This is a genomic window from Streptomyces sp. SID12501 (assembly GCF_010550245.1).
In the GTDB taxonomy this organism is placed as follows: Bacteria; Actinomycetota; Actinomycetes; order Streptomycetales; family Streptomycetaceae; genus Streptomyces.
This window is the reverse complement of the sequence record NZ_JAAGLU010000001.1, coordinates 66922-93890: the sequence shown is the minus strand read 5'-3', so window position 1 is coordinate 93890 and position 26969 is coordinate 66922. Positions and strand designations below refer to the sequence as shown.

Sequence of the window (26969 nt, the reverse complement as noted above, 5' to 3'; positions counted from 1 at the left end):
AGGGCCGAAGCGGGGGTCTGGGGGCGCAGCTGCGGGGGCGGAAATCAGCCTGCCGGTGCGTCCAGACGGCTGATGCGTACCGCGCCCCGCGCCTCCCCCGGGTAGCGGCTCGTCAGGTCCAGCCGCAGCGCGCTGCCCCGTACCGTCGCGAACGTGATCGCCGAGGGCGCGTCGGAGGCGTCGGCCCACTGGAGGGTCGCGTCCGGCAGCCGTACGTACCGGTCGCCGACCCGCACCGACACCTCGACCGACGCGGGCAGGCTGTGCGTCGCGTCCACCGTGAAGGCGACCTCGACGCGGGTGAAGTCGCGGGCCCGTCCCCAGTCGGCCGAGACCCAGTCCTCGGCGCGGGCCCCGCTGAACGCGGGCAGCAGCGCGGTCGGCGACTTGTAGAACGCGTTGGACCAGCCGGTGCCCGGCGCGCCGTCGAGCATCGCGGCGGGCAGGGTGTCCGGGCGGCCGGAGTAACTGGCGTCCGCCAGCGGGTAGGCGGGGGCTCCCGGACCCGGGTCGGGTGCGAAGAGCGCGGCCGGGGTCAGCGCCTCGTCGCGCGCGGGCGTCGTACGGACCACGGCCGTGCCCGTGCGCAGCCCCGCCGAACGGGCCGTGATTTTCAGCCGCCCGGCCGCCGTTCCGGCCCGGACCATGGCAAGTGCCTTGCCGTGGAAGGCGGTTCGGGTGCTCGCCTGATAGCGCTCGGCACTCTCCTCGCGCCCGTTGTCGAGACCGGCCAGGGAGCCACCGTCGACCTCGAAGGCGAGCAGGTGCTCGGCTCCGGGCACGACCACACCCCGGGCGTCGACCACGTCGGCGGTGACGAAACACAGTGAACGACCGTCGGCCGCCAGGGACTTGCGGTCCGCGGTGAGGCGTATCGCGTGTGCGGGGCCCGCCGTCCGCAGGACGTCCGTCGCCACGACCCGTCCGTCCCGCCGGGCCACCGCCTTCAACTCGCCCGGCTCGTACGGCACATGCCAGGTCAGATGCAGCTTGCCCGCGCTGCCGTTCGGGCTGGTGTAACTGCCGGGCCAGGCGCCCGAGGTGACCGTCTTGTCGTCGCCGGTGGCCTCCGTGGTCTCCAGGTAGACGCGGCCGTCGACCGTCTTCTTCGTGTCGAACCGCCTTGCCCCGAGCGGCTTTCCGTTGAGGAACAGCTCCACGGTGTCGACGTTGGCGTAGGCCCAGACCTCCACCGTGTCACCCGGTTCGTGGTTCCAGGTCATCGGGAGCAGATGGACCATGGGCTCGCTCGTCCACTGGCTGCGGAACAGGTGGTACATGTCCTTGGGGAAACCGGCCGTGTCGACCGCGCCGAAGAAGGACGCCTTCACCGGGAACACGTCGTACGGGGTCGGCTCGCCGATGTAGTCGATGCCCGACCACAGGAACTCGCCCGCGAACCACTTGCGGTCCCGGTCCTTCTTCAGGCCGTACTCACCGCTCATCGTCCAGGAGGCGAGGTTGTTGTCGTACGACGAGACCGCGCGCCGGCCCGGGGTGTGGTTCTCGCCGGTGTTGAGGCGTTCCGGTTCCTGGTAGGTCGCCCGGGTGGAGGTCTCGGACGAGGACTCCGACTCGAACAGGAACAGGTGCGGGTAGGCGACGTGCAGGGTGTCCACCGACTTCGCGGTGTTGTAGTTGAGGCCGAGGCCGTCGAGCTTGGCCAGCATCAGATCGGCCGCGGAGCCCTTCGCGGGCGGGTTGCGGTACTTGTCGGAGCCGATGACGAGCGGGCGGGTGTCGTCGGCCGCCCTGATCGCTCCGATGATCCGGTCGGCCATGGCGAGGCCGTCGGTCCGGGTGGAGTCGGTGATCTCGTTGCCGATCGACCACAGCAGCACGGCGGGCGAGTTGCGGGCGGCGAGCACCATCTCGGTGGCGTCCTTCTCGCACCACTCCTCGAAGAACCGGCCGTAGTCGTAACGGGTCTTGGCGGTCCGCCAGCAGTCGAAGGCCTCCACCATCATCACGATGCCCAGCTCCTCGCACACTTGGATCATCTCCGGCGAGGGCGGGTTGTGGGAGGTGCGGAAGGCGTTGACGCCCATCGACTTCATGATGGTCATCTGCCGGCGGATCGCGTCGATGCTGACGGCGGCCCCGAGAGCGCCCAGGTCGTGGTGGAGATCGACTCCCTTGATCTTGTGAGCAGTGCCGTTGAGCTGGAAGCCCTCGTCCGGGTCGAAGCGGAAGCTCCGGATGCCGAAGGCCGTGCGGTGGGTGTCGACGGTGGTGCCGCCGACGCGCAGTTCGGTCTTGAGGGTGTAGCGGTGCGGGGCCGCGATGTCCCACAACTTCGGTTCGGGGACGGTGAGTTCATGCGTCTCGGTCGAGCGGTCGGTGGCGGCGGCCGTGGTGGACGTACGGGCGACGGTACGGCCGCGTGGGTCGACGATCCGGGAGACGACCTCGACCTCGGCGACGGTGCCCGACGCGTTGACCACGGAGGTCCGCACCCGGACGACGGCCCGGTCCTCGGTGATCTCCGGGGTGGTGACATACGTGCCCCAGCGCTCCACGTGCACCGGTTCGGTGACGACCAGACGGGCCTCGCGGTAGATGCCGCTGCCCGAGTACCAGCGGCTGCTGGGCAGCCGGTTCTGTACCTTGACCGCGAGCACGTTCTCGGTGGTGCCGTCGGTGTGCAGGAGGTCGGTGAGGTCGACGGCGAATCCGGTGTAGCCGTAGGGGTGGCGGCCCGCCTCCGTGCCGTTGCAGTAGACGTACGAGTCCATGTAGACGCCGTCGAACTCCACCGAGATCCGCTTGCCGGCGAGCGTGGGCGGGAGTATGAAGGCGAGGCGGTACCAGCCGAGGCCGCCGGGGAAGAACCCGGTGCCGCTGGTGGTGCCGTGGTCGGTGGTCGGGGCGAGTTCGATGCTCCAGTCGTGGGGGACGGCTACCGTCCGCCACGCCGAGTCGTCGTAGGCGGGGTCGGGGGCGTTCGCGTACGCGCCCGTGGGGTCGGTGATCCCGCCCGGGTCGACCAGCGCGAAGCGCCAGCCGTCCCGCAGCGGGACGGTTCGGCGGCCGGCCCTGCCGGCGGCGGCCCGTGCGTCGGCCGCGGTGCCCAGCAGGGCACCGGCCGCGGGGGCGGACGTACCGGCGACCAGCACCGATCTGCGAGTGACCGTCATGGCGGCTCTCCCTCATCAGGGCCCAGAAGTACTCACAATTGATCGTTAGCAAACAGATTCTGACGGTACGGAACATGCGCCCGTCAAGAGTCCGGTGACGTACTTCGGCCTCACCTGTCACAACGGCCTGAATCCCGCCCCATGCGGCGGCCTTCGCGATGATCCGGGGAGATGGGTGTTACTGACCATGCGGGGACAGAACGCACTAGTGTGGAACACCAGTGACATCCCTTGCTCACTGTGAGTGTTCACGATGGAGTGGCGACGATGAGTCCGGTGTACCCGTTCGACGATGCCGCCACGGCGCGGGCCGTCGTCGACGCGCGGGGCGCACTGACCGGCTGGAACGAGGGCGCCCGTCGGCTGCTGGGCTGGTCGGCGGCCGAGATGCTGGGCCGTCCCGCCGCTTCCCTGCTGGCCGTCGACGGTTCCGAGGAGCCCGGACGGCCTGCGGAGGACATCTGGCACGGCACTCTCGCGCTGCGTCACCGCGACGGCCGGACGGTGTCCTCCTGGCTCCTCGCCCACTACCGGCCGGCCCCGGACGGCGGCCGGGGTGACTGGCTCCTGGTCACCCCCATGGAGAACGGTGCCCGGCCCGCGGACGAGCCGCTGATGGGGGCCGCGCTGGCCCAGGCGCCCTGCGCGACGGCCGTCTACGACGACAGGCTGCGGCTGCACGGCGTCAACGACGCCATGGCCGGGGTCATCGGGCTGCCGCTGGAGCGCGTCCGGGGGCTCAGAATCGCCGAGATAGGGGGCCGGGAGCGCAGCGCGGAGCTGGAGCAGCACATGCTCGAGGTGCTGACCAGCGGCCGGGCGAAGGACGTCCAGACCTATCTGCGCACCGGCGGCGAGGACCACGCGCACGCGTGGCTGGCCCGGCTGGCGCCGCTCAAGGACGCCGAGGGGCGGGTGCGGGGGGTCTGTCTCGCGGCCCACGACTTCACCGAGCAGTACCTCGCCCGGGAGCGGCTCCAGCTGGTCAACGAGGCGAGCGTGCGTATCGGCACCACCCTCGACGTCACCCGGACGGCGCAGGAGCTGGCGGACGTCTGCGTCCCGGCGCTCGCCGACTTCGTCAGCGTCGATCTGCTGGACCCGCCGCAGCACGGCGGTGACCATCGCCCGGCAGAGTTGACAGCGCCCCTCACCCTGCGCCGGGCCGCCCATCGGTCGATCATCCCGGGCAGCCCCGAAGCCGTGGCCAAGCCGGGACAGCTGGAGGAGTACCCCGCCTTCTCGCCCCAGGCCGACTCCCTCCTCGCGGGCCGCACCATCGTGGCCGCCCTGCCCTCCGACGACCTCGAACAGCGGCTGGCCTGGGACAAGGCCCGCCTCAACCGGGTCAAGGAGTTCGGCATCCACTCCATGATGTCCGTACCGATCACGGCACGCGGTGTGACGCTCGGTGTCGCCGTCCTGACCCGGTACCGGCGGCCCGACCCCTTCACGGCCGACGACGCGCTGCTCGCCGAGGAGGTGACCGCCCGGGCCGCCGTCTGTATCGACAACGCCCGCCGGTTCTCCCGCGAACGCGACACCGCTCTCGCCCTCCAACGCAGCCTGCTCCCCCGGACCCTGCCGCGCACCGCCGCCCTCGAGGCCGCCTCGCGCTATCTCCCGGCAGCGCGGGCCGGGGTGGGCGGCGACTGGTTCGACGTCATCCCCCTGTCCGGGATGCGCGTCGCGATGGTCGTCGGGGACGTGGTCGGCCACGGCATCCAGGCCTCCGCCACCATGGGCCGGCTGCGCACCGCCGTGCGCACGCTCGCCGACATCGACCTCGCCCCGGACGAACTGCTCACCCACCTCGACGACCTCGTCGTACGGCTGTCCGCCGAGGCCGGCAGCGAGGGCGGCCCGGGCGAGGTCGGGGCGACCTGTCTGTACGCGGTGTACGACCCGGTGTCGCGGCGCTGCACCCTGGCCCGCGCCGGGCATCCCCCGCCGGTCATGCTCACCCCGGGCGGCACTCCCCGACAGGTGCGGCTGCCCGCGGGGCCGCCACTGGGCCTGGGCGGGCTGCCGTTCGAGTCCACGGAACTGGAACTGCCGGAGGGCACGGTCCTCGCGTTCTACACCGACGGGCTGATCGAGAGCCGCGAGCGGGACATCGACGCCGGTCACCAGCTGCTGTGCGACGCACTGGCCGCGTACGCCGACTCGCTCGACGAGACGTGCGACCGCATCCTGCACACTCTGCTCCCACCGGGCGGCGCGGCCGACGACGTGGCGCTGCTGCTGGCCCGCACCCAGGGCCTGCCCGCCTCCCGGGTCACGACGTGGGACATCCCGGCCGACCCGGCGCTCGTCGGGCCGATCCGCAAGCAGGTCGGCGAGCAGCTCGACGTCTGGGATCTGAGCGAGGCCGCGTTCACCACCGAACTGGTGGTGAGCGAGCTGGTCACCAACGCCATCCGCTACGGCTCGCAGCCCATCAGGCTGCGCCTCATCCATGACGCGGCCACCCTGATCTGCGAGGTCTCCGACTCCAGCCACACCGCCCCGCACCTGCGGCGCGCCAGGACCTTCGACGAGGGGGGCCGCGGACTGCTGCTGGTCGCCCAGCTCACCGAGCGGTGGGGCAGCCGCCACACGCCCGACGGGAAGACCATCTGGGGAGAACTGTCCCTGACGGGCGAGATGTGAGTCCCGGCGCTCGCTGACGACGGCTTGAATCGGTGCCACGTGGGACTTTTGGGTTCCGGTTCCACCGGACACTCGTGACGGTGCACGAGATGCCGTACGCGCAGTGACCTCCAGGAGTGTGGACATGGCGACCTTCCGTACCACCCGGCCGGGCCCCCGGGCCACGCTGCTCGCGGGCGCGCTCGCCTTACCGGTACTGCTCGGGGCCTGCGGCAGCGACAGCGGCGGAGGCGCCTCCGTCCCGTCGACCACCACTCCCCCTACGGCCGTCCCGTCGACCGGCGACACCCGCTGCCGTACCTCCGAGCTGCGCGCATCGGTCGGGCGCCCTGATCCGGGCGCCGGGCAGAAGAACTTCCCCGTCGTCCTCACCAACGACTCCGCCCGCATCTGCACCCTGCGCGGCTACCCGGGCGTCGCCTTCGTGGACGCGGCCGGCACACAGCTGGGCCACGCCCCGAAGCGCTCCGACGCCGAGCTGACGACGGTCCATCTGGCGCCGGGCGACAGTGCCTGGGCGGGCCTGAGCTTCGCGAACCCTGAGCTCAGCGAGGCCGAGACGGCGACTCCGGCCGAGCTGCTGGTGACCCCGCCGGACGAGCGGGACCAGCTGAAGGTGACGTGGGAGAGGGGCGAGGTGCCCGTCGGCGGGAACAAGTCGTCGGTGTTCCTGTCGGTCTTCGGTCCCGGTACCGGCGCCTGACCCGGTCCAGGGGCCGGTGAGCGGGGCCTGCTTTCATGGAGGGGTACCGACACCCCTGTCCCGGAGGACCGAACCCTGAACGCCCCGTCCGCCGAGGCCCTGTCCATCGTGCTGCTCATCGCCGTCCTGGCCTGCGCCGTCGTCCGCCCGTTCGGATTGCCGGAGGCGGTCGTGGCGGTTCCCGCCGCCGGGCTCGTGGTCGTCACCGGCGCCATCTCCCCGGCTCACGCGTGGGAGGAGGCCGAGCGGCTCGGGCCGGTGGTCGGCTTCCTCGCGGCGGTGCTGGTGCTGGCCCACTTCTGCGATGTCGAGGGGCTCTTCCGGGCCTGCGGCGCGTGGATGGCCCGGTGGGCGAAGAACCGGCCCGGGAGACTGCTGACCTCGGTCTTCGTGCTCGCCTCGGCGATCACGGCCGTACTGAGCCTGGACGCGACCATTGTGCTGCTCACCCCGGTGGTGTTCGCCACGGCCACCCGGACGGGGGTCAGGCCCAAGCCGCACTCCTACGCCTGCGCGCATCTGTCGAACACGGCGTCGCTGCTGCTGCCGGTCTCCAACCTCACCAACCTGCTGGCGTTCAGCGCGAGCGGTCTGAGCTTCACCCGGTTCGCCGCGCTGATGACGCTGCCCTGGCTGGTCGCGATCGGCGCCGAGTACCTGGTGTTCCGGCGCTTCTTCGCCGCCGACCTGGCCGGTCCGACGCCGGACACTCCGCACTCGGACAAAGACAAGGACACGGACACGGACACGGGCCCGGACACGGCTGACGCGCCCCCGCTCCCCCTGTTCGCCCTCGTCACCGTGGCCTGCACGCTGGCCGGGTTCGTCGTGGCCTCCGCGGTTGGCGTCGACCCCGCGTGGGCCGCGCTGGCGGGGGCACTCGTACTCTCCGGACGTGCGCTGCTGCGACGGCAGGCCACCCCGGTGACGGTGCTGCGGGCCACGGCGCCCGGGTTCCTCGCGTTCGTGCTGGCACTGGGCGTCGTCGTCCGCGCGGTCGTGGACAACGGGCTCGCCGACGCGCTCGGCCGGGTGCTGCCCGACGGGACCGGACTGGCCGCGCTGCTCGGGATCGCCGCGCTGGCCGCCGTACTCGCCAATCTGATCAACAACCTGCCCGCGGTGCTCGTGCTGCTGCCGCTGACCGCCACGGCAGGCCCCGGTGCGGTGCTCGCCGTGCTGCTCGGGGTGAACATCGGCCCGAACCTGACGTACGCCGGATCACTGGCGACCCTGCTGTGGCGGCGCATCGTGCACCAGCACGAGCACGAGGTCGGGATCGGGGAGTTCACCCGGCTCGGGCTGATCTCCGTGCCGGCCGCGCTGATCCCGGCAGTGGCGGCTTTGTGGGGCTCGCTGGTTGTCCTCGGGGGCTGAGGGACCGACGGGCCCCGGTCGTCAGCGGCCTCCCCAGCCGCCGTAACCGCCGTATCCGTAGCCGTTTCCGTATCCGTAGCCGCCGCCACCACTGGCGTTCTGGCCGTTCCCGCAGTTGTAGTACCCGTAGTAGTAGCAGGGGACGCTCGTCGGGTTCGAGGCCGAGGAGGTCGAGGTGGCCGACGGTGTCGGGGACGGCTGGGCCGACGTGGTGGCGGTGGGAGTCGGGGTCGGCGAGGCCTCGGGACTCTTCTTGACGGCAGGGGATTCGGACTCGGACGCCGCGTCCCAGTTGACGGCCTGCATCTGGAGCGAGGGCGCCGAGGAGTCGAAGACCCAGTGCTGGTCGGCGGACTCCTCGCGTGACTTCAGGACCAGCGGCGCGTCGCCCTCGCCCGCGGCGTCGGCGGGCGTCAGCGCCAGCTCCTGGTCCCAGCGCGGGACCAGGGTGCCCTGGAGGGTGAAGTCGTAGCGCACGTTCTTGGCGCCGGGCTGGGACGTGCCCGCGCACGCGGCGAGCTGGACCGAGTAGCCGAGGTGGGAGTCCAGGCAGAGGTCCGGAGCGGCGACGTTGCGCAGGAGGCCGTCCTTCTCGTACGACCATTCCTGGCCGGCCGCCGACGAGCAGCTGGTCAGCTCGGCCTCCGCGCCCTCGACGGCCTTGCCGCCGACGATGCCGATGCACAGTCCGGACTCGACGTTGTGCAGTCGGCCGCGCAGGGCGCCCTTCGTCGTCTCGCCCGACCCGATCCAGGAGGGGTCGCCGGCCGTGTCGGAGCCGGTGGTGGCGGTGTCCGGGGGGCTGGTCTCGGCCGTCGAGCCGTCCTCGTCGTCCGAACCCAGGACGGACCACAGGGCCAGCGGGACGAGGACCAGCGCGCTCACGGTCGCGGCGGCCAGGACACGGTTGCGGCGGCGGACCGCGCGCCGGGCCGCCTTGTGCGCCGAGCGGTGCGAACCGGGGCGGACGGCCAGCTCGGTGGAGACGGGCGGGTTCGTGGGCATCGGCGGAGCCTGGGCCAGGACACGCGGGACCGGGAGCACGCTGTCGACCGTGGCCATCTCGATGATCGGGGCCTGCTCGACCTCCACGATGGCGCTCTCCGCGGCGCGTCCCGGGCGGGATTCCAGATAGGCGCGCGCACCCCAGCCGAGGACACCCTCGGCCAGCGCGAGGGCGAGGTCGCCGTTGAACTGGTTCAACTGGTCGGCGGCATACCGGCAGTGCATGCAGCCGGCGAGGTGCTTGGCGAGGTCGGGGTCGATGTCGAAGCTGCGGCGCCGACAGGTGACGTCGATCAGCCGGATGTAGCGGCGGCACTCCTCCTGGGGCACGACCTCGCGGTGGACGTGCAGGCACTCCTCGCGCAGACGTCCGCGGGCCCGGCCGAGTTCCACGACGGCGTCCTCCACGCTCAGGCCCAGCAGGCCGGCGGGTATCTCCAGCGGTTCGGCCTCGACCTCGGCGTGCCAGAGCAGGCAGCGCGCGGACTGCGGGAGGTTCTGGAACGCCCTGGAGAGCAGTCGCCGGTCGGGGGCGGGCAGCAGCCGGGCGGCGACGCGGTTTCCGCCACCGGGTCTGGAGCGCAGCTCGGGGTGGAGGCTTTCATGGCGGTGGTCGCCCTCCCACTCCGCCGCCAGCCGACGCACGGTGACCAGGAGGTGGGGCCGCCAGGCCGAGGTGGGACCGCTCTGGCGCAGGGATTCCCCGAAGAGGCGGGTGAAGGCGGCGGTGGTGAGCATTCCGGCGGGGCGCGGACCGCTGGTGCACAGACGGGCATAGGCGAAGGCTGCTTCCCAGTGCCGGTCGAGCAGTTCACCGACGGGATGGAGCGCGGGCGTCGTCCCCGTCCACTTCTTCAGCTCCGCGCTGAGTTCGACATCCGAGGCGTCGTACGCGGGAACCGGCGTAGGGGAATTCGACAGGCCTGCGTCTTTCACGTCTGTATTCCTCCACGGACAACGCGGGTTTTAGTCCATACCAAGGGGTATGCGACCCTGCCGACGAAGCGACAGGATCCGACCAAACAGGGGATCGGTATCGCGAACACCCGCAGCGGACAGCTCTTTTGGAGCGGGGAGTCAGCGGGGGTGTCGCGTGCGTGCGGGGGAAAAAGATTGTCCGCACGCCGACGTGCACACCTTTGCACAGCTCATCGAGCCGTAACAAGAGATCACGCCGTTTTCCGCATTGCACTGTGACCTAAAGCGGTTGACGGCGTGTCAATGGGATGCACCTTTAGGGATTGCCACTGTATCAACATCCTCATTGCAAACGGTATTCACTTCGCTCAGGGACGTTTCGCAACCATTGAGGGACGACGTCCGGCGATGGCGCAAAACCGCCCGCCCACGGTGTCCTGTCCCCGCCTCTTGTGCGTTTCCGCAGCTCATGGTTCCGGGCGTGCGGGCCGCCGCCGTAACACAGAGCGCCGTCATGGCAGTTGACCGGTTCCTTCGCCTCTCCGTCCGGGAGCGGCCGTGAAACCAATAGCGGGCGCGGTTTCCGCCGGATCGCGTCTGCACAGTGCCCGGTACGCGCCCGGCGGCGTTCCGTGACACTCGCGGAAGACCCGGTTGAAGTGGAACGGGCTGGCGAAACCGGAGGCGAAGGCGACGCGTTCCACCGGCAGGTCCGTGGCTTCCAGCAGCCGGGCCGCATGGCGCAGCCGGGCCTCACGCAGCGCCCGCATCGGGGACCGACCGAGCTGCTCGGTGAACAGGTGCGCGAACCGCGAGGGCGAGAGCGCGACCTCCTCGGCGAGCGACCGCACGGTGTGCGGGGCTGCGGGGTCGGCGGTGATGAGTGCTTCCGCCCGGCTCACCCGGGGGTCGACTCCCGGCCGTTCCGGAAGGGGACGGGCTACCGCCGAGGCCAGCAGCACGATTTCCTCCAGGGAACAGAGGGCGAGCTCCCGGGCGGCGGCGCCGTGTGCGACGGCTGTCGGACCGTCGGGCGCGGCCTGGGCGTCGGAGGCGGAGGCGGGCGGCCGGGTGTCACTGCCCGGCCAACGGGCGTCCGACAGCATGCGTGCGAACGCGGTCTCCAAACGGTCGTGCAGGGCTTCCGGAACCGGGGCGACGACGTACATGCCGTCACCGACGGCGTACGGGCTCAGCCAGGCCGTCCAGGAAGGGCGGGGCTGGCAGTGCGCCCACCAGAACCGCCAGTGCCGGGCACCCGGCAGGACCAGGTAGCGGTGTGGCACCCCGGGGCCGAGGACGACCAGGTCCCCGGCGCCGGCCCGCGCCCCGGCCGCACCCTGGGTCAGCAGACCGTGACCGTCCGTCGTCCAGGTGAACAGCCAGCTGTCGGCGCCTCGCGGCCGGTTGACGGCGTAACCGGGCCCCTCGTCGTAGCGTCCGACGGTCACCAGACCCGGTGGCGGCGCGGGGACAGCGGTGTCGGGCAAGCCGACAGCGTTCACGGGCATCCTCCCTCGGGTGTGGCAGCCCTAGTCTGGCGGCCGATGACAGCGGATCGAAGGAGTGGACGATGACAGCCACAGGCATCGGTGCCGCCGGGGCTCCCATCCTGCCAAAGGACGAGCGCCGACGGTTCGAGGAAGACGGATTCACCGTTGTGCGAGGTCTGTTCGAGTACGACGAGATCGTCGCGCTCCGCGCCGAGTTCACGGCGCTGCACGCGGCCGGTCCGGTGCCGGGGCATTTCGAGCCGCGCCTGTCCGGGCAGGACGGGCGCCCGGCCGACCCGTTGGACGCGTATCCGCGCGTGATGCAGCCGCACGAGTTCCACGAGCCGTCGCTCGGCGTGCTGTTGGATCCCCGGCTGCGCGCGGTCCTTGAGGTGCTGCTCGGCGAGGAGGTCCTGGCCGCGCAGAGCATGTTCTATTTCAAGCCCCCGGGTGCCCGGGGTCAGGCGCTGCACCAGGACAACTTCTATCTGCGGGTGGAGCCGGGCACGTGTGTGGCCGCGTGGATCGCCTGCGAGTCGATCGACAGGGACAACGGCGGTCTGGAGGTCGTGCCGGGCACGCACCGTATGGACCTGTTCTGCCCGGAGGTGGCGGACGCCGGTGTGTCCTTCGCCCGGGAGTACGTGTCCCCGCCGCCCGGACTGACCACGGTGCCGGTCGACATGGCCCCGGGCGACGTCCTGTTCTTCAACGGCAGTCTGGTGCACGGCTCGCAGCCCAACCGGAGCGCCGACCGGTTCCGCCGCTCGTTCATCGGGCACTACGTGGGCCGCTCGGCCGAGCGCATCGGCCACTTCTACCGCACGATCTCCATGAACGGCGACCGGGTCCGGCTGCGCGAGAGCGAAGGCGCGGGACCGTGCGGTACGGAGTTCGGGTCGGCCTCCGCACCGCACTGACCCGTCGCCGCCGTCCGGTCAGTGACCGCTGATCGCGTGCGGGGTGTAGGGCTGCCCCAGTTCCTCGATCTCCTTGTCGGTCAGGTCGAGGTCGACGGCGGCCACCGCATCGTCGATGTGGTGCGGCTTGGTGGCACCGACGATCGGGGCGGTCACCGGGCTCTGGTGCAGCAGCCACGCCAGGGCGACCCTGGCACGCGGGACGTCCCGCTGGGCCGCGATGCGGGCGACCGCGTCGACGATCGTACGGTCGCCCTCCGGATAGAGGGTGCTGCCGAAGGTGTCGGTGGCGCTGCGCCCGGTGGTGGTGTCCCAGTCGCGGGTGAGCCGGCCGCGGGCCAGCGGGCTCCACGGCAGGACGCCGACACCCTGGTCGGCGCAGAGTGGCAGCATCTCGCGCTCCTCCTCGCGGTAGAGGAGGTTGTAGTGGTTCTGCATCGACACGAACCGGGTCCAGCCGTGCTCGCGGGCCGTGTACTGGGCCTTGGAGAACTGCCAGGCGTACATCGAACTGGCCCCGATGTAGCGGGCCTTGCCCGCCTTGACGACATCGTGCAGGGCCTCCATCGTCTCCTCGATCGGGGTGACGGAGTCGTAGCGGTGGATCTGGTAGAGGTCGACGTAGTCGGTGCCGAGGCGGGTGAGGCTGTGGTCGATCTCGGTCAGGATGGCCTTGCGGGACAGGCCGCCGCCGTTGGGCCCTGGCCGCATCCGGCCGTGCACCTTCGTGGCCAGCACGATCTCGTCGCGGCGGGCGAAGTCGGCGAGCGCCCTGCCGACGATCTCCTCGCTGGTGCCGTCGGAGTAGACGTTCGCCGTGTCGAAGAAGGTGATCCCGGCGTCGAGGGCCTGGCGGATCAGCGGACGTGACGCCTGCTCGTCGAGGGTCCACGCGTGGTTGCCGCGGTCGGGGAGGCCGTAGCTCATGCAGCCCAGACAGATCCGCGACACGTCCAGGCCCGTCGAACCGAGCTTCACGTACTGCATCGTTGCTGCTCTCCTGCCTTCGGGTGGGATGTCAGAGGGAGCGTACGCCTGACCTGATCACGGGCCCGGTGCCCGGTCCAGGGGCTCCGACGGCTCCGGCAGCGCGTCACGGAGCTGGGCGCGGCCCGTGATGCCGAGTTTGGGGAAGATGCGGTAGAGGTGGAAGCCGACCGTGCGGGGCGAGAGGAAGATACGTTCGCCGATCTCCCGGTTGGTGAGTCCCGCTGCGGCCAGGCGGGCGATCTGGAGCTGCTGCGGGGTGAGTTCGGCAAGGACGTCGCGCGGTGCGCTGCTGGTGGCGGTGACACCGGCGGCCCGCAGTTCGGCGCGGGCTCGTTCGGTCCAGGGGCGGGCGCCGACCCGCTCGAACGCGTCGAGTGCGGCGGTGAGTTGCGGGCGGGCCTCCACCGACCGGCGTCGGCGGCGCAGCCACTCCGCGAAGTCCAGGCGGACCAACGCCCTCTCGAACAGCCACTGTTCGCCGGCCGGGTCGGCGAGGGCCGCAGTGAAGTGCTCCTCCGCTTCGTCCCCTTCGGCGAGCAGGGCGTCCGCCCGGTGCAGTACGGCGTCCAGCCGGGCGGAGACCCCGCCTGCCGTGAGACGACGACGGGTCGCGTCGACGATCCGGCGTGCCTCGTCGGCGCGGCCGGTGCGCACGGCCGCGGCCGTGAGGTCGGCCAGGTAGTAGTCGGAGGCATGGAAGTGGAGCGGCTCGGGCTCGGCGTCCTGGGTGTAGACGGCCCGGAAGCGGGTGTAGGCAGCGGCGTGATCGCCCTCGGCGAGGGCGGCGGCGCCGAGGGCGTAGTGCGTCCGTACCTGCAGGCTGCGGGAGTTGGGCAGATCGATGCCGTGGACAGCGCGCTGCACGGCCGCGCGGGCCGCCTCCGTGTCGCCGCGCAGGGCGAGAACGGTGGCACCGACGACGGGCGAACCGGCCGCCACGATCTCCAGGCCGGCCTCGGCCGCCGTCCGGTACGACTCGTCGAAGATCGTGCGGGCCCGGGTCCAGGAGCCGCTCTCGTACAGGGCCAGCGCGAGGGCGCCTGCGACGGTGGCGTTGGCGCCGGCCGTCGGGGTGCGCCGCAGATGGTCCAGGGCGGCGCCGAGCAGGCGGACGGCCTCGGCGGTCTCGTCCAGGATCCAGGCGGCGGCCCCCACGACGACCAGCCGGGCCAGCCTCTGGTCCTGGGCAGCCCCTGGCAGGAGCCCGGGCGGGTCCTCGGTCCAGTCGGTGCCACTGAGCAGAGCGAGGGCCTGTTCACGGTTGCCTACGGGATCGCAGCCCGCCAGCACCCACACCCGTCCCCCCTCGTCGTCCTGCGGCGGGACGCGTTCGGTGATCCGCTGTATCCGCTCACGGAACGAGGGATCGCCGGAGTGGTAGGCGGGGGTGGTGGCCGTGGCCAGGGCGTCGAGAGCGAGGACCGGATCGGTCTCGACGGCGGCCTCGGCGACCGGCAGCAGGAAGCCGAGCGCGTCCTCGAAGCGGGTGGTCACCGCGAGCGCCCAGCCGGCCCGGAGCGAGGCCTCGGCGAGCACGGCCGGGTCGTCGGTGAGGGTGAGGACGCGGGTGGCCAACTCGCTCACCCAGCGCGGGTGTCCGGCGTACATCGCCATGGTCGCGGCCCGGACCAGCCGCGAGGAGCGGACGTCGGGGTCGGGGCTGAGCCGGGCCGCCCGTTCGAGGGCGACGGCCGCCGCCGAGTAACCGCCCCGGCGCTGCGCGCGGCCCGCGCTGTCCTCCAGGCCCTGGGCGGCCTCCTCGTCGACGCCCGAGACGGCGGCGGCCAGATGCCAGGCGCGTCGGTCGGGGTCGCCCGCGAGGACGTCGGCCAGGGCGGTGTGGGCCGCGTGGCGCTCGGCGTAGCTCGCGGACTGGTAGACGGCGGAGCGGATCAGAGGGTGCCTGAAGTGGAGCCGACCGTCGTCGATGCGGACGAGTCCGGCGAGTTCGGCGGGCCGCCAGTCGACCGGGGCCGCGGTGTCCCCGGCGGCGGAGAGGATGACGGGCAGTTCGGCCGTCTCGGCGGCTGCCGCGAGGAGCAGCAACCGGCGGGTGGGCGACGGGAGTTCGGGCAGGTCGGCGGCGAAGATCGCCTCCAGGCGGTCGGTGAGGGGCAGCGCGTCGGTGGCGCCGTCCTGTCCGGCGGCGGGGTCCCGGCTGATCGCGCGGGCGAGTTCGACGAGGGCGAGGGGGATGCCGGCCGCCTGTTCGAGGACGCGGGAGCGGGCGCGTCCGACGGGCGGTTCGGGCTGGAGGTCGAGGAGACGTCCGGCGGCGGCCGGGGCCAGCGGCTCGACGGTCAACTGCCGCCTTTCGCGGGCGAACTGCCGGGGTACGGCGTTGTCCCGGGCGGCGAGCACCATCGCGACCGGTTCCCCTTCGAGGCGCCGGGCGACGAAGGCGAGGACGTCGAGCGTGCCCACGTCGAGCCAGTGGGCGTCGTCGATCACCAGCAGCAGCGGCCCCCGGCTCGCCGCGTCGGAGAGCAGCGTGAGGGCGCCGAGCGAGGTGAGCAGCGGGTCGGGAACCGGGTCCTGTGCCTGCTCGGGGTCCAGCCCGAACACACCGAGCAGCGCGGCCCGTTGGCGTGCGGGCAGCTCCCCTGCGAGGTCAAGTACGGGCCGCAGCAGTTGATGCAGTCCGGCGAACGGCAGCCCGGACTCTCCCTCGCAGCCACGGCAGCGCAGGACGCGCAGTCCGGCCCTGAGCGCCGTACGGCCGACGGCGTCGAGCAGGACGCTTTTGCCCGCGCCCGGTCCGCCGGTCACGACCAGGACGCCGGGCGGGGCTCCCGGCGGGTCGGTGGGCTCGGCCGTGACCTCGTTCACCAGGTCGGCCAGCAGGGCGAGTTCGCGGTCGCGGCCGACTATCCACTCCGCGCCGAAGCGGGAGGGGCTCATACGGCGGACCCGGCCGGCCGGGAGGCCGACGCGACTGGTCCGCCTGCCGAACCAGCTGCGAACGACTGGTCGGCACGGGCCGGCGAGTGGCATAAGTCCGACGGGTTGCGGTCTCCGTTCATGTCCTGACAATAAACGGTGAGTTGGCTGACCGCCGGTCCTGAAGTACTCCTGGACCGGCCCTCGGTTCAGGGCTGAAGGAGCAGACTGAGCGTCGGCAGCGGGCCGCCGGGAAACTGCTGGAGGCGGCCCCCATCAGCCAGGGGGCCCAGGTCCACGGCCGCCCAGCCGACGTGTTCGACGAGCCGGGCGACCCGGTTGTTGGCGCCCGCGTGGTTGCCGGAGAGAAATATCACCCGGCGTCCGGCGGGCGTGCGCGGATCGGCGCCGACGAGCGCCGGCGCCAGGGTGTTGAACGCCTTCACCAGGCGGGCCCCGGGCACCGATCCGGCGACGACCTCGCTGGACGGCCGCCCCTGGAGGTCGACTACCAGGAAGTCGGGCGGGCCCAGCGGATTGGTGGTGTCGATGACGATCCGCTCCTGCCAGTCGGACACCTCGGCCGCCGCCACCGTCTCGGACAGCTCCCGCCAGGGCACCGCGAGTACGACGATCTCGGGGTCGGCCGCCTCCGCCACGGTCACCGGTGTGAGCCCCGGCCCGATCGAGTCGGCGAACTCCCGCAGGCACCGGGTACTTCGGCTGTCGCTGAGGAGCACCTCCACTCCGGCGGCCACGAACCGGACGGCGAGGGCCTGCCCGAGGGCTCCGGCGCCGATGATGCCGATACGCATGACGTGCCTTCCTTTACTCGCCGCGAACGAGCGTGCGAGGGCGCTTCCTGAGCATGTCCGTGATGTCAGGCCGCGGGCTTCTGTCAAGTGACTGGGTCTGGGCGGACGTCCGCGCAGCGAGGTCTGTTTGACTGGCGGGTGTGCCGGACGCTTTGATCTTGACTGTGCCGAGCCGAGGGCCCGGTACGCAGAGGTGCGCCCAGCCGGTAGTGGTCGTACCCGCGACCGATGGAGCGGACATGCCCGTCGAGGGTGCACCCGGCGCCGGAGGCATCCGGAGGGTGGCCGTCGTACTGACGACCGTCTGCGCGGCCGTGTGGGGACTGACGGCATGCGGTGGCTCGCCGGAGACGGAGAACGAGGCCGAGTCCGGGTCGACGTCCTCGCCCTCGCCCTCCACGTCGACCACGGTCGAACTGCCGCCGCTGCACGCCGGTTTCGACTACCAGATCGGCGGCGCCTACCCGCCCCCGGCGGGCGTGCGCATCGTCAGCCGCGACCGTACGGCGACTCCCGCGCCCGGCCTCTACAACATCTGCTACGTCAACGCCTTCCAGGCACAGCCCGGCGACGAGAAGACGTGGCCCGCCGATCTGCTGCTGCGCGACGCGAACGGCGAGGCCGTCATCGACGACGACTGGGACGAGGCCCTGCTCGACATCGGCACGGCGGCGAAGCGGAAGCGGATCGCGGCGCGGGTGAACGAGTGGATCGACGGCTGCGCGGACAAGGGCTTCGACGCGGTCGAGCCCGACAACTACGACAGCTACACCCGCTCCGACGACCTTCTCACCGCGGGCGACGCCACCGCCTTCATCACCCTCCTCTCCCGGCACGCGCACGCCCGCGGGCTGGCCATCGGCCAGAAGAACACCGTGGAGCTGGCCGGGCTCCGGAAGAAGACAGGGCTGGACTTCGCGGTCGCGGAGGAGTGCGGGGAGTTCGACGAGTGCGGGGAGTACGCGGCGGCGTTCGACGACCGGGTGGTCGTGATCGAGTACACCGACTCCGGCCTGCGCAAGGCCCGCGCGGCCTTCGGTGACCGGCTGAGCATCGTCCGCAGGGATGTCGACGTGTCGACGCCGGACAGCGCGGGATACGTCCGCCGGACCCGTTGACCGGACCGGATCATGAGAGTGCCGGCAACGGATCACCGTGGCGCCGGACTCCCACCACCTCGACCCGGCGGGTCAAGCGGCCTCCTTGTGCGGCCGGTTGATCACTCGGGCCGCGCCGCCCGCCCACACGACCACCGACCACCGACTGCCACCTGCCAACTGCCAACGGGATCTCCCTTGGACATCACCGTGTGCCGAGCAGCTCCAGCCCCCGCTCCCACCCGAACTCCGGCCGCCCACCACCCTGTCGACCGTCCTGTTCGGCACCTCCGGCGTACGGGTCCGCGAACCGGACCCCCATGCCGCGCAGCCGTTCCGTACTCGCCCGGTAGGCGGGATGGGCGGCCAACGCGTCGCCCACACACGGCAGTACGGCGATCGGCACTCCCAGCCCGTGCGCCTCGCACAGGGTTCCCAGGGCGAGGGTGTCGGCGATGCCGGCCGCCCACTTGTTGACGGTGTTGAAGGTGGCGGGCGCGACAAGGACGGCGTCGGGCTCCGGAAAGGGCCGCGGATCACCGGGCCTGCGCCACGCGGACCGGATCGGGCGTCCGGTCTGCGCCTCGACGGCGTCCGTGTCGAAGAAGCCCATGGCGAGGGGCGTCGCGATGACCCCGACCTCCCAGCCCCGTTCCTGCGCCGCGGTGATCAACTTGCTGACGTCGGAGGCGATTCCGGCGGCGCAGACGACGACGTAGAGGAAGGGTTTCGGGGCCTGTGCGGACGTCTCGGTCATCCGGAAACCCTAAATGGGTTGCCGGTGGCCGGTCCCCGACCCCAGGATCACGCCATGCCTACGATCGAAGCCCGCCCGCCGCTGTCCCCCACCACCGCTCGTCCGGTGCGGGTCCAGCAGCAGCCCGGCCGCCCCCGGAGGCCCGTGCTTCCCCGGTCATGACGGCCGCGCTCGTCGCGGGGCTCCTCGCGGGGTACGGCATCGCCGTTCCTGTCGGAGCCGTCACGACGTATCTCGTCTCCCTCACCGCACGTACGTCTCTTCGGACCGGTGTCTGCGCGGCGCTCGGTATCGCCACCGCCGACGGTCTCTACGCCCTGCTGGCCGCGCTCGGCGGAACCGCCCTGTCCGGTGCCCTACAACCGGTGCTGGTCCCGCTGCGCTGGGCCTCCGCCCTGGTGCTGGCCGCACTCGCGGTCCGGGGCGGGGTCGGCGCCCTGCGGCGGTACCGTGCCGGTCTGCTCTCCGTACGGGCCGACACCACACCGCCGGGCCCGCTGCGGGCGTTCCTCATGCTGGTCGGCATCACGCTGCTCAACCCCACCACCGTGATCTACTTCGCCGCGCTGGTCCTCGGCAGCCGGGCCTCGGACGCCGTGTCCCCCTGGGAGCAGGGGGTGTTCGTGCTCGCGGCCTTCCTCGCCTCGGCCAGCTGGCAGGTGCTGATCGCCTCCGGCGGCGCACTGCTCGGCCGGGCGCTGACGGGCCGACGCGGGCGGCTGGTGACGGCCCTCGTGTCCAGCGCGGTGATCATGGCGCTGGCGGTACGGATGGTGGTGTGACCGACGTGATGACGATCCCCGGATGAATCCGCACCGCCCCCGTGTTGACCCTTCGTACACAGCGGTCACACGCGACGGCGCGACAAGACGATGGGACGAACTCCATGCCTCTTGAGGGCGAGTACGAAGCCAGTCCGACACAGTGGGTGCGTGAGCAGGTGGAGCTGTACGAGAGCTCCGGCGGCACCGAGGGAACGACGCTGCTCGACACCGGCATGCCGGTCGTCCTGCTCACCACCCGGGGCGCCCGGAGCGGCAAGATCCGCAGGACGCCGCTCATGCGGGTGGAGCACGACGGCGTGTACGCGGTGGTCGCCTCACTGGGCGGTGCCCCCAAGCATCCGGTCTGGTACTTCAACGTCCTCGCCGACCCGCACGTCGACATCCAGGACGGGCCGGTGCGCCAGGACAGGGTCGCCCGTGAGGTGACGGGCGAGGAGAAGTCCGTGTGGTGGGAGCGGGCGGTCGCCGCGTACCCCCAGTACGCCGACTACCAGAAGAAGACCGACCGCGACATTCCCGTGTTCGTCCTCGAACCGGCCGTCGGGAACTGATTCCGGCCTGGTAGAAAACAAGTTCGATGCCCGGAGGAATGAACGTTTCACCTCCGGGCACCCGAACCTCAGGCCCCGCCGCGTTCCCCCGTCGCGGCGGGGCTTGCCGCCGCCTCGTTCGCCGCCGCGTCGGTGATGTCGAGAAAGATCTCGCCGGCCTCGGGGACCGCTCGGGCGACCGATCGCTTGATGCGTACGGCGACCTCCTCGACCCGCTCGCTGTCGAGGCCGGGGACGAGGTCGATCCGGGCGGCCACCAGGGTGGAGTCGAGCCCCATCTTCATCGTGAAGAGCGCCTCCACGCTGTCGATCTCGGGCTGGTCCGCCAGCAGGGCGCGGATCTCCCGGCTCAGCTCCGGGTCGGCGGCCTCGCCGATGAGCTGGGCGCGCGCGTCCCGGCCCAGCCAGAAAGCGACGCACACCAGCAGCACCCCGATGGCGATGGAGGCCGACGCCTCCCACACGACCTGCCCGGTGACCATGTGCAGGGCCATGCCCACGATGGCGAACGTCACGCCGAGCACCGCGGTACCGTCCTCGGCGATCACCGTACGCAGGGCGGGGTCCCGCAGAGCACCCGCACTGCCCCCTGTGCCCTTGCCCTTCTCCCCGCGCGCCTGGTGCACGGCACGCAGCAGTGAGGCTCCCTCGGCGAGCAGCGCGACCCCGAGCACGACCAGGCCCGCGACATAGCCGCCGAAGGACTCCTCCTTATCGCTGCTGAGCGCCTCCACGCCCTGGAAGAAGGAGAAGCAGCCGCCCATGACGAAGATGCCGACGGCCGCGAGCAGCGACCAGAAGAAACGTTCCTTGCCGTAGCCGAAGGGATGCCGCTGGTCGGCGGGGCGGCGGCTGCGGCGCAGGGCGGCGAGCAGGAAGACCTCGTTGAGGCTGTCGGCCACCGAGTGCGCGGCCTCGGACAGGAGTGCGGGCGACCCGGTGAGGAGGCCGCCCACCGCCTTGGCGACGGCGATCAGCAGGTTGGCGCCGAGCGCCACCAGCACGGTCACGCGCGTGCGCCGGTCCGCGGACCGCGCGCCGTCCGACTCCCTCCGCTTCTTTGCCGCCGTCAACGCTGTTCGGGTGCCGTCGGCGTGACCTGGCGGAGGGTGAAGGAGTGGCCGGCCGGGTCGGAGTATCCGCGCTCCTCGAACGGGGTACCGGCGTCCTTCGTCTCCAGCGAGCGGCCGCCGAGCCCGACCACCCTGCGTTCCGCCTCGTCGAGATCGCTCACCCGGAAGTCGAGGTGAACCTGGAAGGAGTTCTCGGCGCGCGACCAGCTCGGCACAGTCATGTTCGCGTCGAGGCGGAACTCCATCCGGGTTCCCCCTGCGCCCCTGATCTCGATCCGGTTGACGGTCGTCTCCGTCTCCTCGCCCTCCAGCAACTCCATGTAGAAGGCGGCGAGCTTCTCCGGCTCGGCGCAGTCCAGCACCACGACGCCTGCTGTCACCAAGGTCATGCTTCCTCCGTACGGGGGTCGGGGGCGGCCCTGTGCGCCGCGGCCCTCTCCCTTCGGGTACCCCGCACACCGGAATCACACGGGCCGTACGTCGTCGGGTGCGGTGAGTTGTGCGAGGCGGGTCGCCGCCGCCGTCAGGAGGAGGTCGAGTGCCGCCGGGTAGGAGCTGTGCCGCATGTCCGTCACGAGGTGGCGGGCGGTCGCGTTGATGTGCGGGTGGGTGTCGGCGGGCAGCCGGGCGTAGGTCGCCCGCCACACCGCGGTCTCCGCCTCGCGCGCGGCCTTCGGCAGCGCCGTGTTCGCCGAGTCGAGGGCGCCGAAGGCGAGCGCCTGGTCGACGAAGGCGTGGTAGATCCGTACCGCCTCGGCGTCCGGGAACCCGGCACCGCGCAGCACCCCGAGGCCGGTCTCCACAGCCTGGATCTCGTACGCCCGTCCGGTCACCCGGTACGAGCTGAGCACCGCCGCCTGCGGCTGCGCGAGCGCCCCGGCGTGTATCCGCAGGCCGAGGTCCCGCAGGTCGGCGCGCCAGTCTCCGCTGGGGCGCCAGGTGCGCAGCGTCCGGCCGATCAGTTCGTCGGCGATGGCGAGCAGCAGGTCGTCGGTGTGGCGGAAGTAGCGGTACAGGGCGCTCGGGTCGGCGCCGAGGGCGCGGCCGAGGCGGCGCACGGAGAGGGCTTCGGCACCGTGTTCCCCGAGCAGCCGCATCGCCGTCTCGACGATCAGTTCCTCGGAGAGGACGACACCGTGTTTGGTGGGGCGCCTGCGACGCCTGGCGTCGGGCGGGACGACACGTTCGCTCACGGGATTCCTCCAGCGCGGTGGCCGGTGCCTTGACCGGTGCGGGCACCTTATGACAACACCGTTGACCTGTTAAGGCCCCGGGCAGTTTCATGTGCGTTCACCGGGGTCGTCCGAGGCCCCAGGTGTGAGCGGAGACCGCCATGACCGATCCCCAGCCATACGGAGCTGCCCCACCCGCGCCGACCGCGTCGCCCACGCAGCCCGCGCTGCGCAAGTCCCTCGGCATGCTGGACAGCGTCGCCATCGCCGCGTCCAGCACGGCGGCGACCACCAGCATCGGTATCGGTCTCGGGGTCACGGCCGGGGTGGTCGGGCTGCATCTGCCGGCCATCATGCTGCTGGCGTTCCTGCCGGTCCTGGGCATCGCGGGCGCCTACTCCCGGCTGAACCGGGTGGAGCCGAACGCGGGCAACGGCTATGTGTGGGTGGGGCGTTCGCTCAGCCCGTGGCTCGGCTTCATGGTCGGCTGAGTGAACATCGTTGCCTCGGTGGTGTTCCTGGCGTACACCACGGCGGTCACCGGCTCGGCGGTCATCCAGCTGGCCGGCGACGCGGGCCTGCACCGGTTGGCCGGGCTGACCCTCGACCCCGGATCGACCGCGCAGACGACCGGCGTCGGCATCCTGGTCCTCGTCGCCGTCACCCTGACGGCGGTCTCCGGCATCAGGACGGCCGCCCGGCTCCAGGGCGGACTGCTGATCTTCGAGTACGTCGTCCTGCTGGGCTTCTGCGGCTACGGCATCGTCGCCGGACCGCACCCCTTCAGCCTGAGCTGGTTCGACCCCTTCCAGATCCCCTCGGCGTCGGCGCTCGCGCAGGGCATGCTGCTGTCGGTGTTCTGCTACTGGGGCTTCGAGGCCGCGTTCAGTGTGAACGAGGAGGTGAAGGACCCGAGGCAGGCGTCGCGGGCCGGGATCACCACCCTGGTGACGATGCTCGGGCTGTTCCTGCTCGGCTCGATCGCCTTCCAACGGGTACTGTCGGAGGGCGAGTTGGCGGGCCATGGCGCCGAGGGGCCGGCGTTCTTCGGCAACCGGCTCGCCGACCAGCCGCTGGCCGCGCTGCCGCTCGTCGCGCTGATGTTCTCGGCGGTGGCCTCACTGCAGGCCGGGGTGATCCCGACGGCCCGCGCGATGTTCGCGATGAGCCGCGACCGTACGCTCGGCCCGGCCTGGTCCCGGGTCAGCCCCCGGTACGGCACCCCGGCGGCCGGCACGGTGATGATCGGCGCGCTGGCGGCGGCCGTCGCCGGGCTCGCCCTGGTCATTCCGCGCCTCGCCGACATGATCCTGGCGGCGGTCAACGCGATCGGCATGGTCGTCGCCCTGTCGTACGCGCTCACGGCACTCGCCGCCGCGGTGCGCTTCCGGGGTCTGCTGCGGGAGAACTGGCGGGAGGGCGTACGTGCGGTGGTGCTGCCCGCGCTGAGCGCCGCCACGCTGCTGGGGCTCGGCGGCTATCTCGGCTGGTCCTTCTACACCTCCGCCGACCATCTCGAACTCAGCCCGGACAACGGCTGGTTCCTGCTCCTCGTACCGTCGCTGATGGTCGCGTCCGGTTTCGTGGCCGCAGCCTGGGCGAAGTGGGGACGCAGGTCTCCGTACTTCCGCACGGGCCGGGGCACCGACGCGGATGCGCCGCAGCTGCTCGCCTTGCAGGAGACATCGACACGTTGAGCTCCGGGGATACGCAGTTCATTACCTGCGGGCCGGTGGGGGCTGGTCGCGCAGTTCCCCGCGCCCCTGTCGGGGCGCCCCACACCATCAAGGAAACGGAACATGCACGCTGATCTCCTCTTCACCGGCGGCCCCGTCTTCGCCCCCGGGAATCCCACGGCCGTCGCGGTCACCGGCGGCCGGATCGCCGCCGTGGGCCGGGCCGAGGTGCACGATCTGATCGGACCGGGCACCGAGGTCGTCGATCTCGCCGGGCGACTGCTCCTGCCCGGCTTCCAGGACGCCCACGTCCATCCGCTGCCGGCCGGCCTCGAACTGACCCAGTGCGATCTGACCGGCACGAAGACCGCCGAGGACACGGTGGCCGTAGTCCGCGCGTACGCCCTCGCGCACCCCGAGCGGGAGTGGATCACGGGCGGCGGCTGGTCCATGGAGGCCTTCGAAGGGGGCACGCCCACCCGGGAGTTGCTGGACGCTGTGGTCCCGGACCGGCCGGTGTACCTGCCCAACCGGGACCATCACGGGGCCTGGGCCAACAGCCGCGCCCTCGAACTCGCGGGCGTCACCCGGGACACCCCGGACCCGGCGGACGGCCGCTTCGAGCGGGACTCCTCCGGCGAGCCGACCGGGATGCTCCAGGAAGGAGCCATGGAGTACGTGGGCCGGCTGACCCCGCCGGTAACGGCCACGGAGCGGCTGGCGGCCCTGCTGTCCGCGCAGCGCCAGTTGCACTCGCTGGGCGTCACGGCCTGGCAGGACGCGCTGGTCGGCTCGTTCCTCGGTATGGAGGACCCCGCCGAGACCTACCTGGCCGCCGCCCGGGACGGTTCACTGACCGCACGGGTCGTCGGCGCGCTGTGGTGGGACCGGGAGCGTGGGGCCGAACAGATCCCCGAACTCGTCGAGCGGCGGGCCGCGTTGAGCCATGACAGGTTCCGGGCGGGCAGCGTGAAGCTGATGTTGGACGGAGTCGCCGAGACGGGCACGGCCGCGCTGCTCGACCCGTACCTCGACAAGTGCGGCTGCGCCACGGCCAACCGGGGCACGAGCTTCCTGGACGCGGCCGAACTGCCCAAGTACGTCACGCAGTTGGACGCGCTCGGCTTCCAGTGCCACTTCCACGCGCTGGGCGACCGGGCGGTACGCGACGCCCTGGACGCCGTGGAGGCGGCGCGCGCGGCGAACGGGCCGAGCGACACCCGGCCCCATCTGGCCCATCTCCAGGTGGTACACCCGGACGACGTACCGCGCTTCGCCCGGCTCGGCGCGGTCGCGAACATCCAGGCGCTGTGGGCCATGCACGAACCCCAGATGGATGACCTGACGATCCCCTTCCTCGGCCCCGAACGGGCCGCGTGGCAGTACCCGTTCGGCGCGCTGCTGCGCTCCGGGGCCATCCTGGCGGCGGGCAGCGACTGGCCGGTCAGCAGCCCCGACCCGCTCCAGGCGATCCACGTCGCGGTCAACCGCACGGCACCGGGTTCCCCGTCCTCCCCGGTGTTCCTCCCCGCCGAACGCATCGGCCTGACGGACGCGCTCACGGCCTACACCGCGGGTTCGGCGTACGCCAACCACCTGGACGACACGGGCAGCGTGCGCGCGGGGGCGCTGGCCGACCTGACGATCCTGGACCGCGATCCGTACACCGGCCCGCCGGAGACGATCGGGGAGACGAAGGTGGCGCTCACCTATGTGGGGGGCGAGAGGGTGTACGCGGCGGAGGGCGCCGCCTGACCACAGGCCCAGGCGAAGCGTCACCGCCTGGGGCGCGAAGCCGTTCCGCTCATGGAAACGTATCGCGCCGGCCAACTTGTTGGACAGCTGTCCATATATGCTGGTCACCTGTCCAAGAAGATGCTTTCACAAGCCTGACGTAGGAGATTGCCGAGCATGGAGACGGTCGCGAACGTGCTGGTCGGCCTGGTGGCCGCGCTGCATCTGTACATCCTGGTGATGGAGATGTTCCTGTGGCAGCGACCGCAGGGGCGCAAGTTCCACGGGTTCGACGCGGAGATGGCCGGCGCGACGGCCAAGATGGCCGCCAACCAGGGGCTCTACAACGGGTTTCTCGCGGCGGGCCTGGTCTGGGGGCTGATCGCGGCCGATCCGACCGGGTTCCGGGCGCAGGTCTTCTTCCTCGCCTGTGTGATCGTGGCGGGCGTCTACGGGGCCGTGACCGCGAACCGGCGCATCCTGTTCGCCCAGGCGCTGCCCGGCGCCATCGCCCTGGCCGCCGTCCTCGTCGCGCGGTGACGCGCGGCGCGCCCGAGGACCCTCGGGCCGCCCGCACCCGGGCGAAACTCCGCGAGGCCCTCCTCGCGGAGTGCGCCGAACACCCGCTGGCGGAGATCGGTGTCGCCGCGCTGGTGCGCCGGGCGGGAGTCGGCCGGGCCACGTTCTACGTCCACTACCCCGACCTGGAGGCGCTGGCCGTCGACGCCTGCGCCGATGTCGTACGGGAGGCCGTGGACGCCCTGCACGCCTGGCGTGGCCGGCCCGACCCGGTGATCGCCCCGGCCGCGCTGGTGGAGTTCTTCGCGGCCCTCGAACCGCACACCGCGCTGTACCGGACCCTGCTGAGCCCGGGCGGCGGGGGGCCGCTGGGGCAGGTACTGCACCGGGACCTGCGCGCGCGGAGTCTCGCGGAGCGGGAACTCGCGGGCGCGGCGGACGCTCCTCTGGTCGCCTCGGCGGTGGCCGCCACGTTCGCCGGGGTGCTGGCGGACTGGTTGCACGGGCGGATCGAGGCGACGTCGGACCAGATGGCCCACCAGGTGTGGCAGTTGCTGGTGGCGCTGCACCGGAGCCGGTAGGGGTTTTCGCCACCGCCACCCCTACCCGTCCCATCCCGCATCTGGGGGCTGCTCGCCCCCAGACCCCCCTACGGCGCTGAAGGGGCCTCGTCCTCGTCCTCAGACACCCGACAGGCTGAAAACGCCACCGCCGG

Annotated in this window: 20 protein-coding genes and 1 pseudogene; 11 read left to right on the top strand and 10 right to left on the bottom strand. The window is 71.7% G+C overall.

What is annotated here, in order from left to right:
• Nucleotides 1-44 precede the first annotated feature (44 nt).
• Complete coding sequence (locus G3I71_RS00425) at nucleotides 45-3137, bottom strand: glycoside hydrolase family 2 TIM barrel-domain containing protein (RefSeq protein ID WP_164311821.1); 3093 nt, start codon at nucleotides 3135-3137, stop codon at nucleotides 45-47.
• A gap of 267 nt (nucleotides 3138-3404) precedes the next feature.
• Between G3I71_RS00425 and G3I71_RS00420 the strand changes: the two genes are divergently transcribed.
• The 3 genes from G3I71_RS00420 (at nucleotide 3405) to G3I71_RS00410 (ending at nucleotide 7869) form a co-directional block, all read left to right on the top strand.
• The gene (locus G3I71_RS00420) at nucleotides 3405-5789 is read left to right on the top strand and encodes a SpoIIE family protein phosphatase (RefSeq protein ID WP_164311820.1); all 2385 of its coding nucleotides are present in this window, start codon (nucleotides 3405-3407) and stop codon (nucleotides 5787-5789) included.
• 124 nt (nucleotides 5790-5913) lie between these two features.
• Nucleotides 5914-6492 carry a DUF4232 domain-containing protein gene (locus G3I71_RS00415; RefSeq protein WP_164311819.1) on the top strand — a complete coding sequence of 193 codons (579 nt, stop codon included), beginning with the start codon at nucleotides 5914-5916 and terminating at the stop codon, nucleotides 6490-6492.
• Between the two features lie 75 nt (nucleotides 6493-6567).
• On the top strand, nucleotides 6568-7869 hold the full coding sequence (locus G3I71_RS00410) for an arsenic transporter (protein ID WP_164312041.1): 1302 nt from the start codon (nucleotides 6568-6570) through the stop codon (nucleotides 7867-7869).
• A 21-nt stretch (nucleotides 7870-7890) separates the two neighbouring features.
• On the opposite strand, the gene G3I71_RS00405 is transcribed toward G3I71_RS00410, so the two are convergent.
• Nucleotides 7891-9810 carry an RICIN domain-containing protein gene (locus G3I71_RS00405; protein ID WP_343242795.1) on the bottom strand — a complete coding sequence of 640 codons (1920 nt, stop codon included), beginning with the start codon at nucleotides 9808-9810 and terminating at the stop codon, nucleotides 7891-7893.
• Between the two features lie 494 nt (nucleotides 9811-10304).
• The gene (locus tag G3I71_RS00400; RefSeq protein WP_164311818.1) at nucleotides 10305-11303 is read right to left on the bottom strand and encodes a helix-turn-helix domain-containing protein; all 999 of its coding nucleotides are present in this window, start codon (nucleotides 11301-11303) and stop codon (nucleotides 10305-10307) included.
• A gap of 62 nt (nucleotides 11304-11365) precedes the next feature.
• On the opposite strand from G3I71_RS00400, the gene G3I71_RS00395 reads away from it, so the two are divergent.
• The gene (locus G3I71_RS00395; RefSeq protein ID WP_164311817.1) at nucleotides 11366-12205 is read left to right on the top strand and encodes a phytanoyl-CoA dioxygenase family protein; all 840 of its coding nucleotides are present in this window, start codon (nucleotides 11366-11368) and stop codon (nucleotides 12203-12205) included.
• Between the two features lie 18 nt (nucleotides 12206-12223).
• On the opposite strand, the gene G3I71_RS00390 is transcribed toward G3I71_RS00395, so the two are convergent.
• From G3I71_RS00390 to G3I71_RS00380, 3 genes are all read right to left on the bottom strand, one after another.
• A complete protein-coding gene (locus G3I71_RS00390) occupies nucleotides 12224-13192 on the bottom strand; it encodes an aldo/keto reductase (RefSeq protein ID WP_164311816.1) in 969 nt (322 codons plus the stop codon).
• Between the two features lie 57 nt (nucleotides 13193-13249).
• Nucleotides 13250-16096 carry a LuxR family transcriptional regulator gene (locus G3I71_RS00385; protein WP_164311815.1) on the bottom strand — a complete coding sequence of 949 codons (2847 nt, stop codon included), beginning with the start codon at nucleotides 16094-16096 and terminating at the stop codon, nucleotides 13250-13252.
• Between the two features lie 188 nt (nucleotides 16097-16284).
• Nucleotides 16285-16890, bottom strand: coding sequence for an NADPH-dependent F420 reductase (locus tag G3I71_RS00380; protein ID WP_164311814.1), 606 nt, complete (start codon nucleotides 16888-16890; stop codon nucleotides 16285-16287).
• Nucleotides 16891-17129: 239 nt separating this feature from the next.
• On the opposite strand from G3I71_RS00380, the gene G3I71_RS00375 reads away from it, so the two are divergent.
• Nucleotides 17130-18008, top strand: a complete 879-nt coding sequence (locus tag G3I71_RS00375; protein ID WP_164311813.1) for an endo alpha-1,4 polygalactosaminidase — start codon at nucleotides 17130-17132, stop codon at nucleotides 18006-18008.
• A gap of 184 nt (nucleotides 18009-18192) precedes the next feature.
• On the opposite strand, the gene G3I71_RS00370 is transcribed toward G3I71_RS00375, so the two are convergent.
• Nucleotides 18193-18744 (bottom strand): flavoprotein, encoded by a 552-nt coding sequence (locus tag G3I71_RS00370; RefSeq protein WP_164311812.1) that lies wholly within the window; start codon nucleotides 18742-18744, stop codon nucleotides 18193-18195.
• Between the two features lie 158 nt (nucleotides 18745-18902).
• Here G3I71_RS00370 and G3I71_RS00365 point away from each other — a divergent pair, with 158 nt between their 5' ends.
• Together G3I71_RS00365 and G3I71_RS00360 are read left to right on the top strand one after the other, a co-directional pair.
• A complete protein-coding gene (locus tag G3I71_RS00365; RefSeq protein WP_164311811.1) occupies nucleotides 18903-19526 on the top strand; it encodes a LysE family transporter in 624 nt (207 codons plus the stop codon).
• Nucleotides 19527-19630: 104 nt separating this feature from the next.
• On the top strand, nucleotides 19631-20080 hold the full coding sequence (locus G3I71_RS00360; protein WP_164311810.1) for a nitroreductase family deazaflavin-dependent oxidoreductase: 450 nt from the start codon (nucleotides 19631-19633) through the stop codon (nucleotides 20078-20080).
• Between the two features lie 68 nt (nucleotides 20081-20148).
• Here the strand turns inward: G3I71_RS00360 and G3I71_RS00355 are convergent, their stop codons facing one another.
• The 3 genes from G3I71_RS00355 to G3I71_RS00345 form a co-directional block, all read right to left on the bottom strand.
• Nucleotides 20149-21153 carry a cation diffusion facilitator family transporter gene (locus G3I71_RS00355; protein ID WP_203728952.1) on the bottom strand — a complete coding sequence of 335 codons (1005 nt, stop codon included), beginning with the start codon at nucleotides 21151-21153 and terminating at the stop codon, nucleotides 20149-20151.
• Nucleotides 21150-21542, bottom strand: coding sequence for a VOC family protein (locus G3I71_RS00350; RefSeq protein ID WP_164311809.1), 393 nt, complete (start codon nucleotides 21540-21542; stop codon nucleotides 21150-21152). The genes G3I71_RS00355 and G3I71_RS00350 overlap by 4 nt, the downstream gene beginning before the upstream one ends.
• Before the next feature lie 75 nt (nucleotides 21543-21617).
• Nucleotides 21618-22346, bottom strand: coding sequence for a TetR/AcrR family transcriptional regulator (locus G3I71_RS00345; protein ID WP_164311808.1), 729 nt, complete (start codon nucleotides 22344-22346; stop codon nucleotides 21618-21620).
• Between the two features lie 140 nt (nucleotides 22347-22486).
• On the opposite strand from G3I71_RS00345, the pseudogene G3I71_RS00340 reads away from it, so the two are divergent.
• The 4 genes and pseudogenes from G3I71_RS00340 to G3I71_RS00325 all read left to right on the top strand — a co-directional run bounded on the left by G3I71_RS00340 (nucleotide 22487) and on the right by G3I71_RS00325 (nucleotide 26835).
• Nucleotides 22487-24022 (top strand): annotated as a pseudogene (locus G3I71_RS00340) (APC family permease).
• Between the two features lie 102 nt (nucleotides 24023-24124).
• Nucleotides 24125-25756 carry an amidohydrolase gene (locus tag G3I71_RS00335; protein WP_164311807.1) on the top strand — a complete coding sequence of 544 codons (1632 nt, stop codon included), beginning with the start codon at nucleotides 24125-24127 and terminating at the stop codon, nucleotides 25754-25756.
• Between the two features lie 156 nt (nucleotides 25757-25912).
• Nucleotides 25913-26275, top strand: coding sequence for a DUF1304 domain-containing protein (locus G3I71_RS00330; protein ID WP_164311806.1), 363 nt, complete (start codon nucleotides 25913-25915; stop codon nucleotides 26273-26275).
• Nucleotides 26272-26835, top strand: a complete 564-nt coding sequence (locus G3I71_RS00325) for a TetR/AcrR family transcriptional regulator (protein WP_164311805.1) — start codon at nucleotides 26272-26274, stop codon at nucleotides 26833-26835. The genes G3I71_RS00330 and G3I71_RS00325 overlap by 4 nt, the downstream gene beginning before the upstream one ends.
• The last annotated feature ends 134 nt before the right edge of the window (nucleotides 26836-26969 follow it).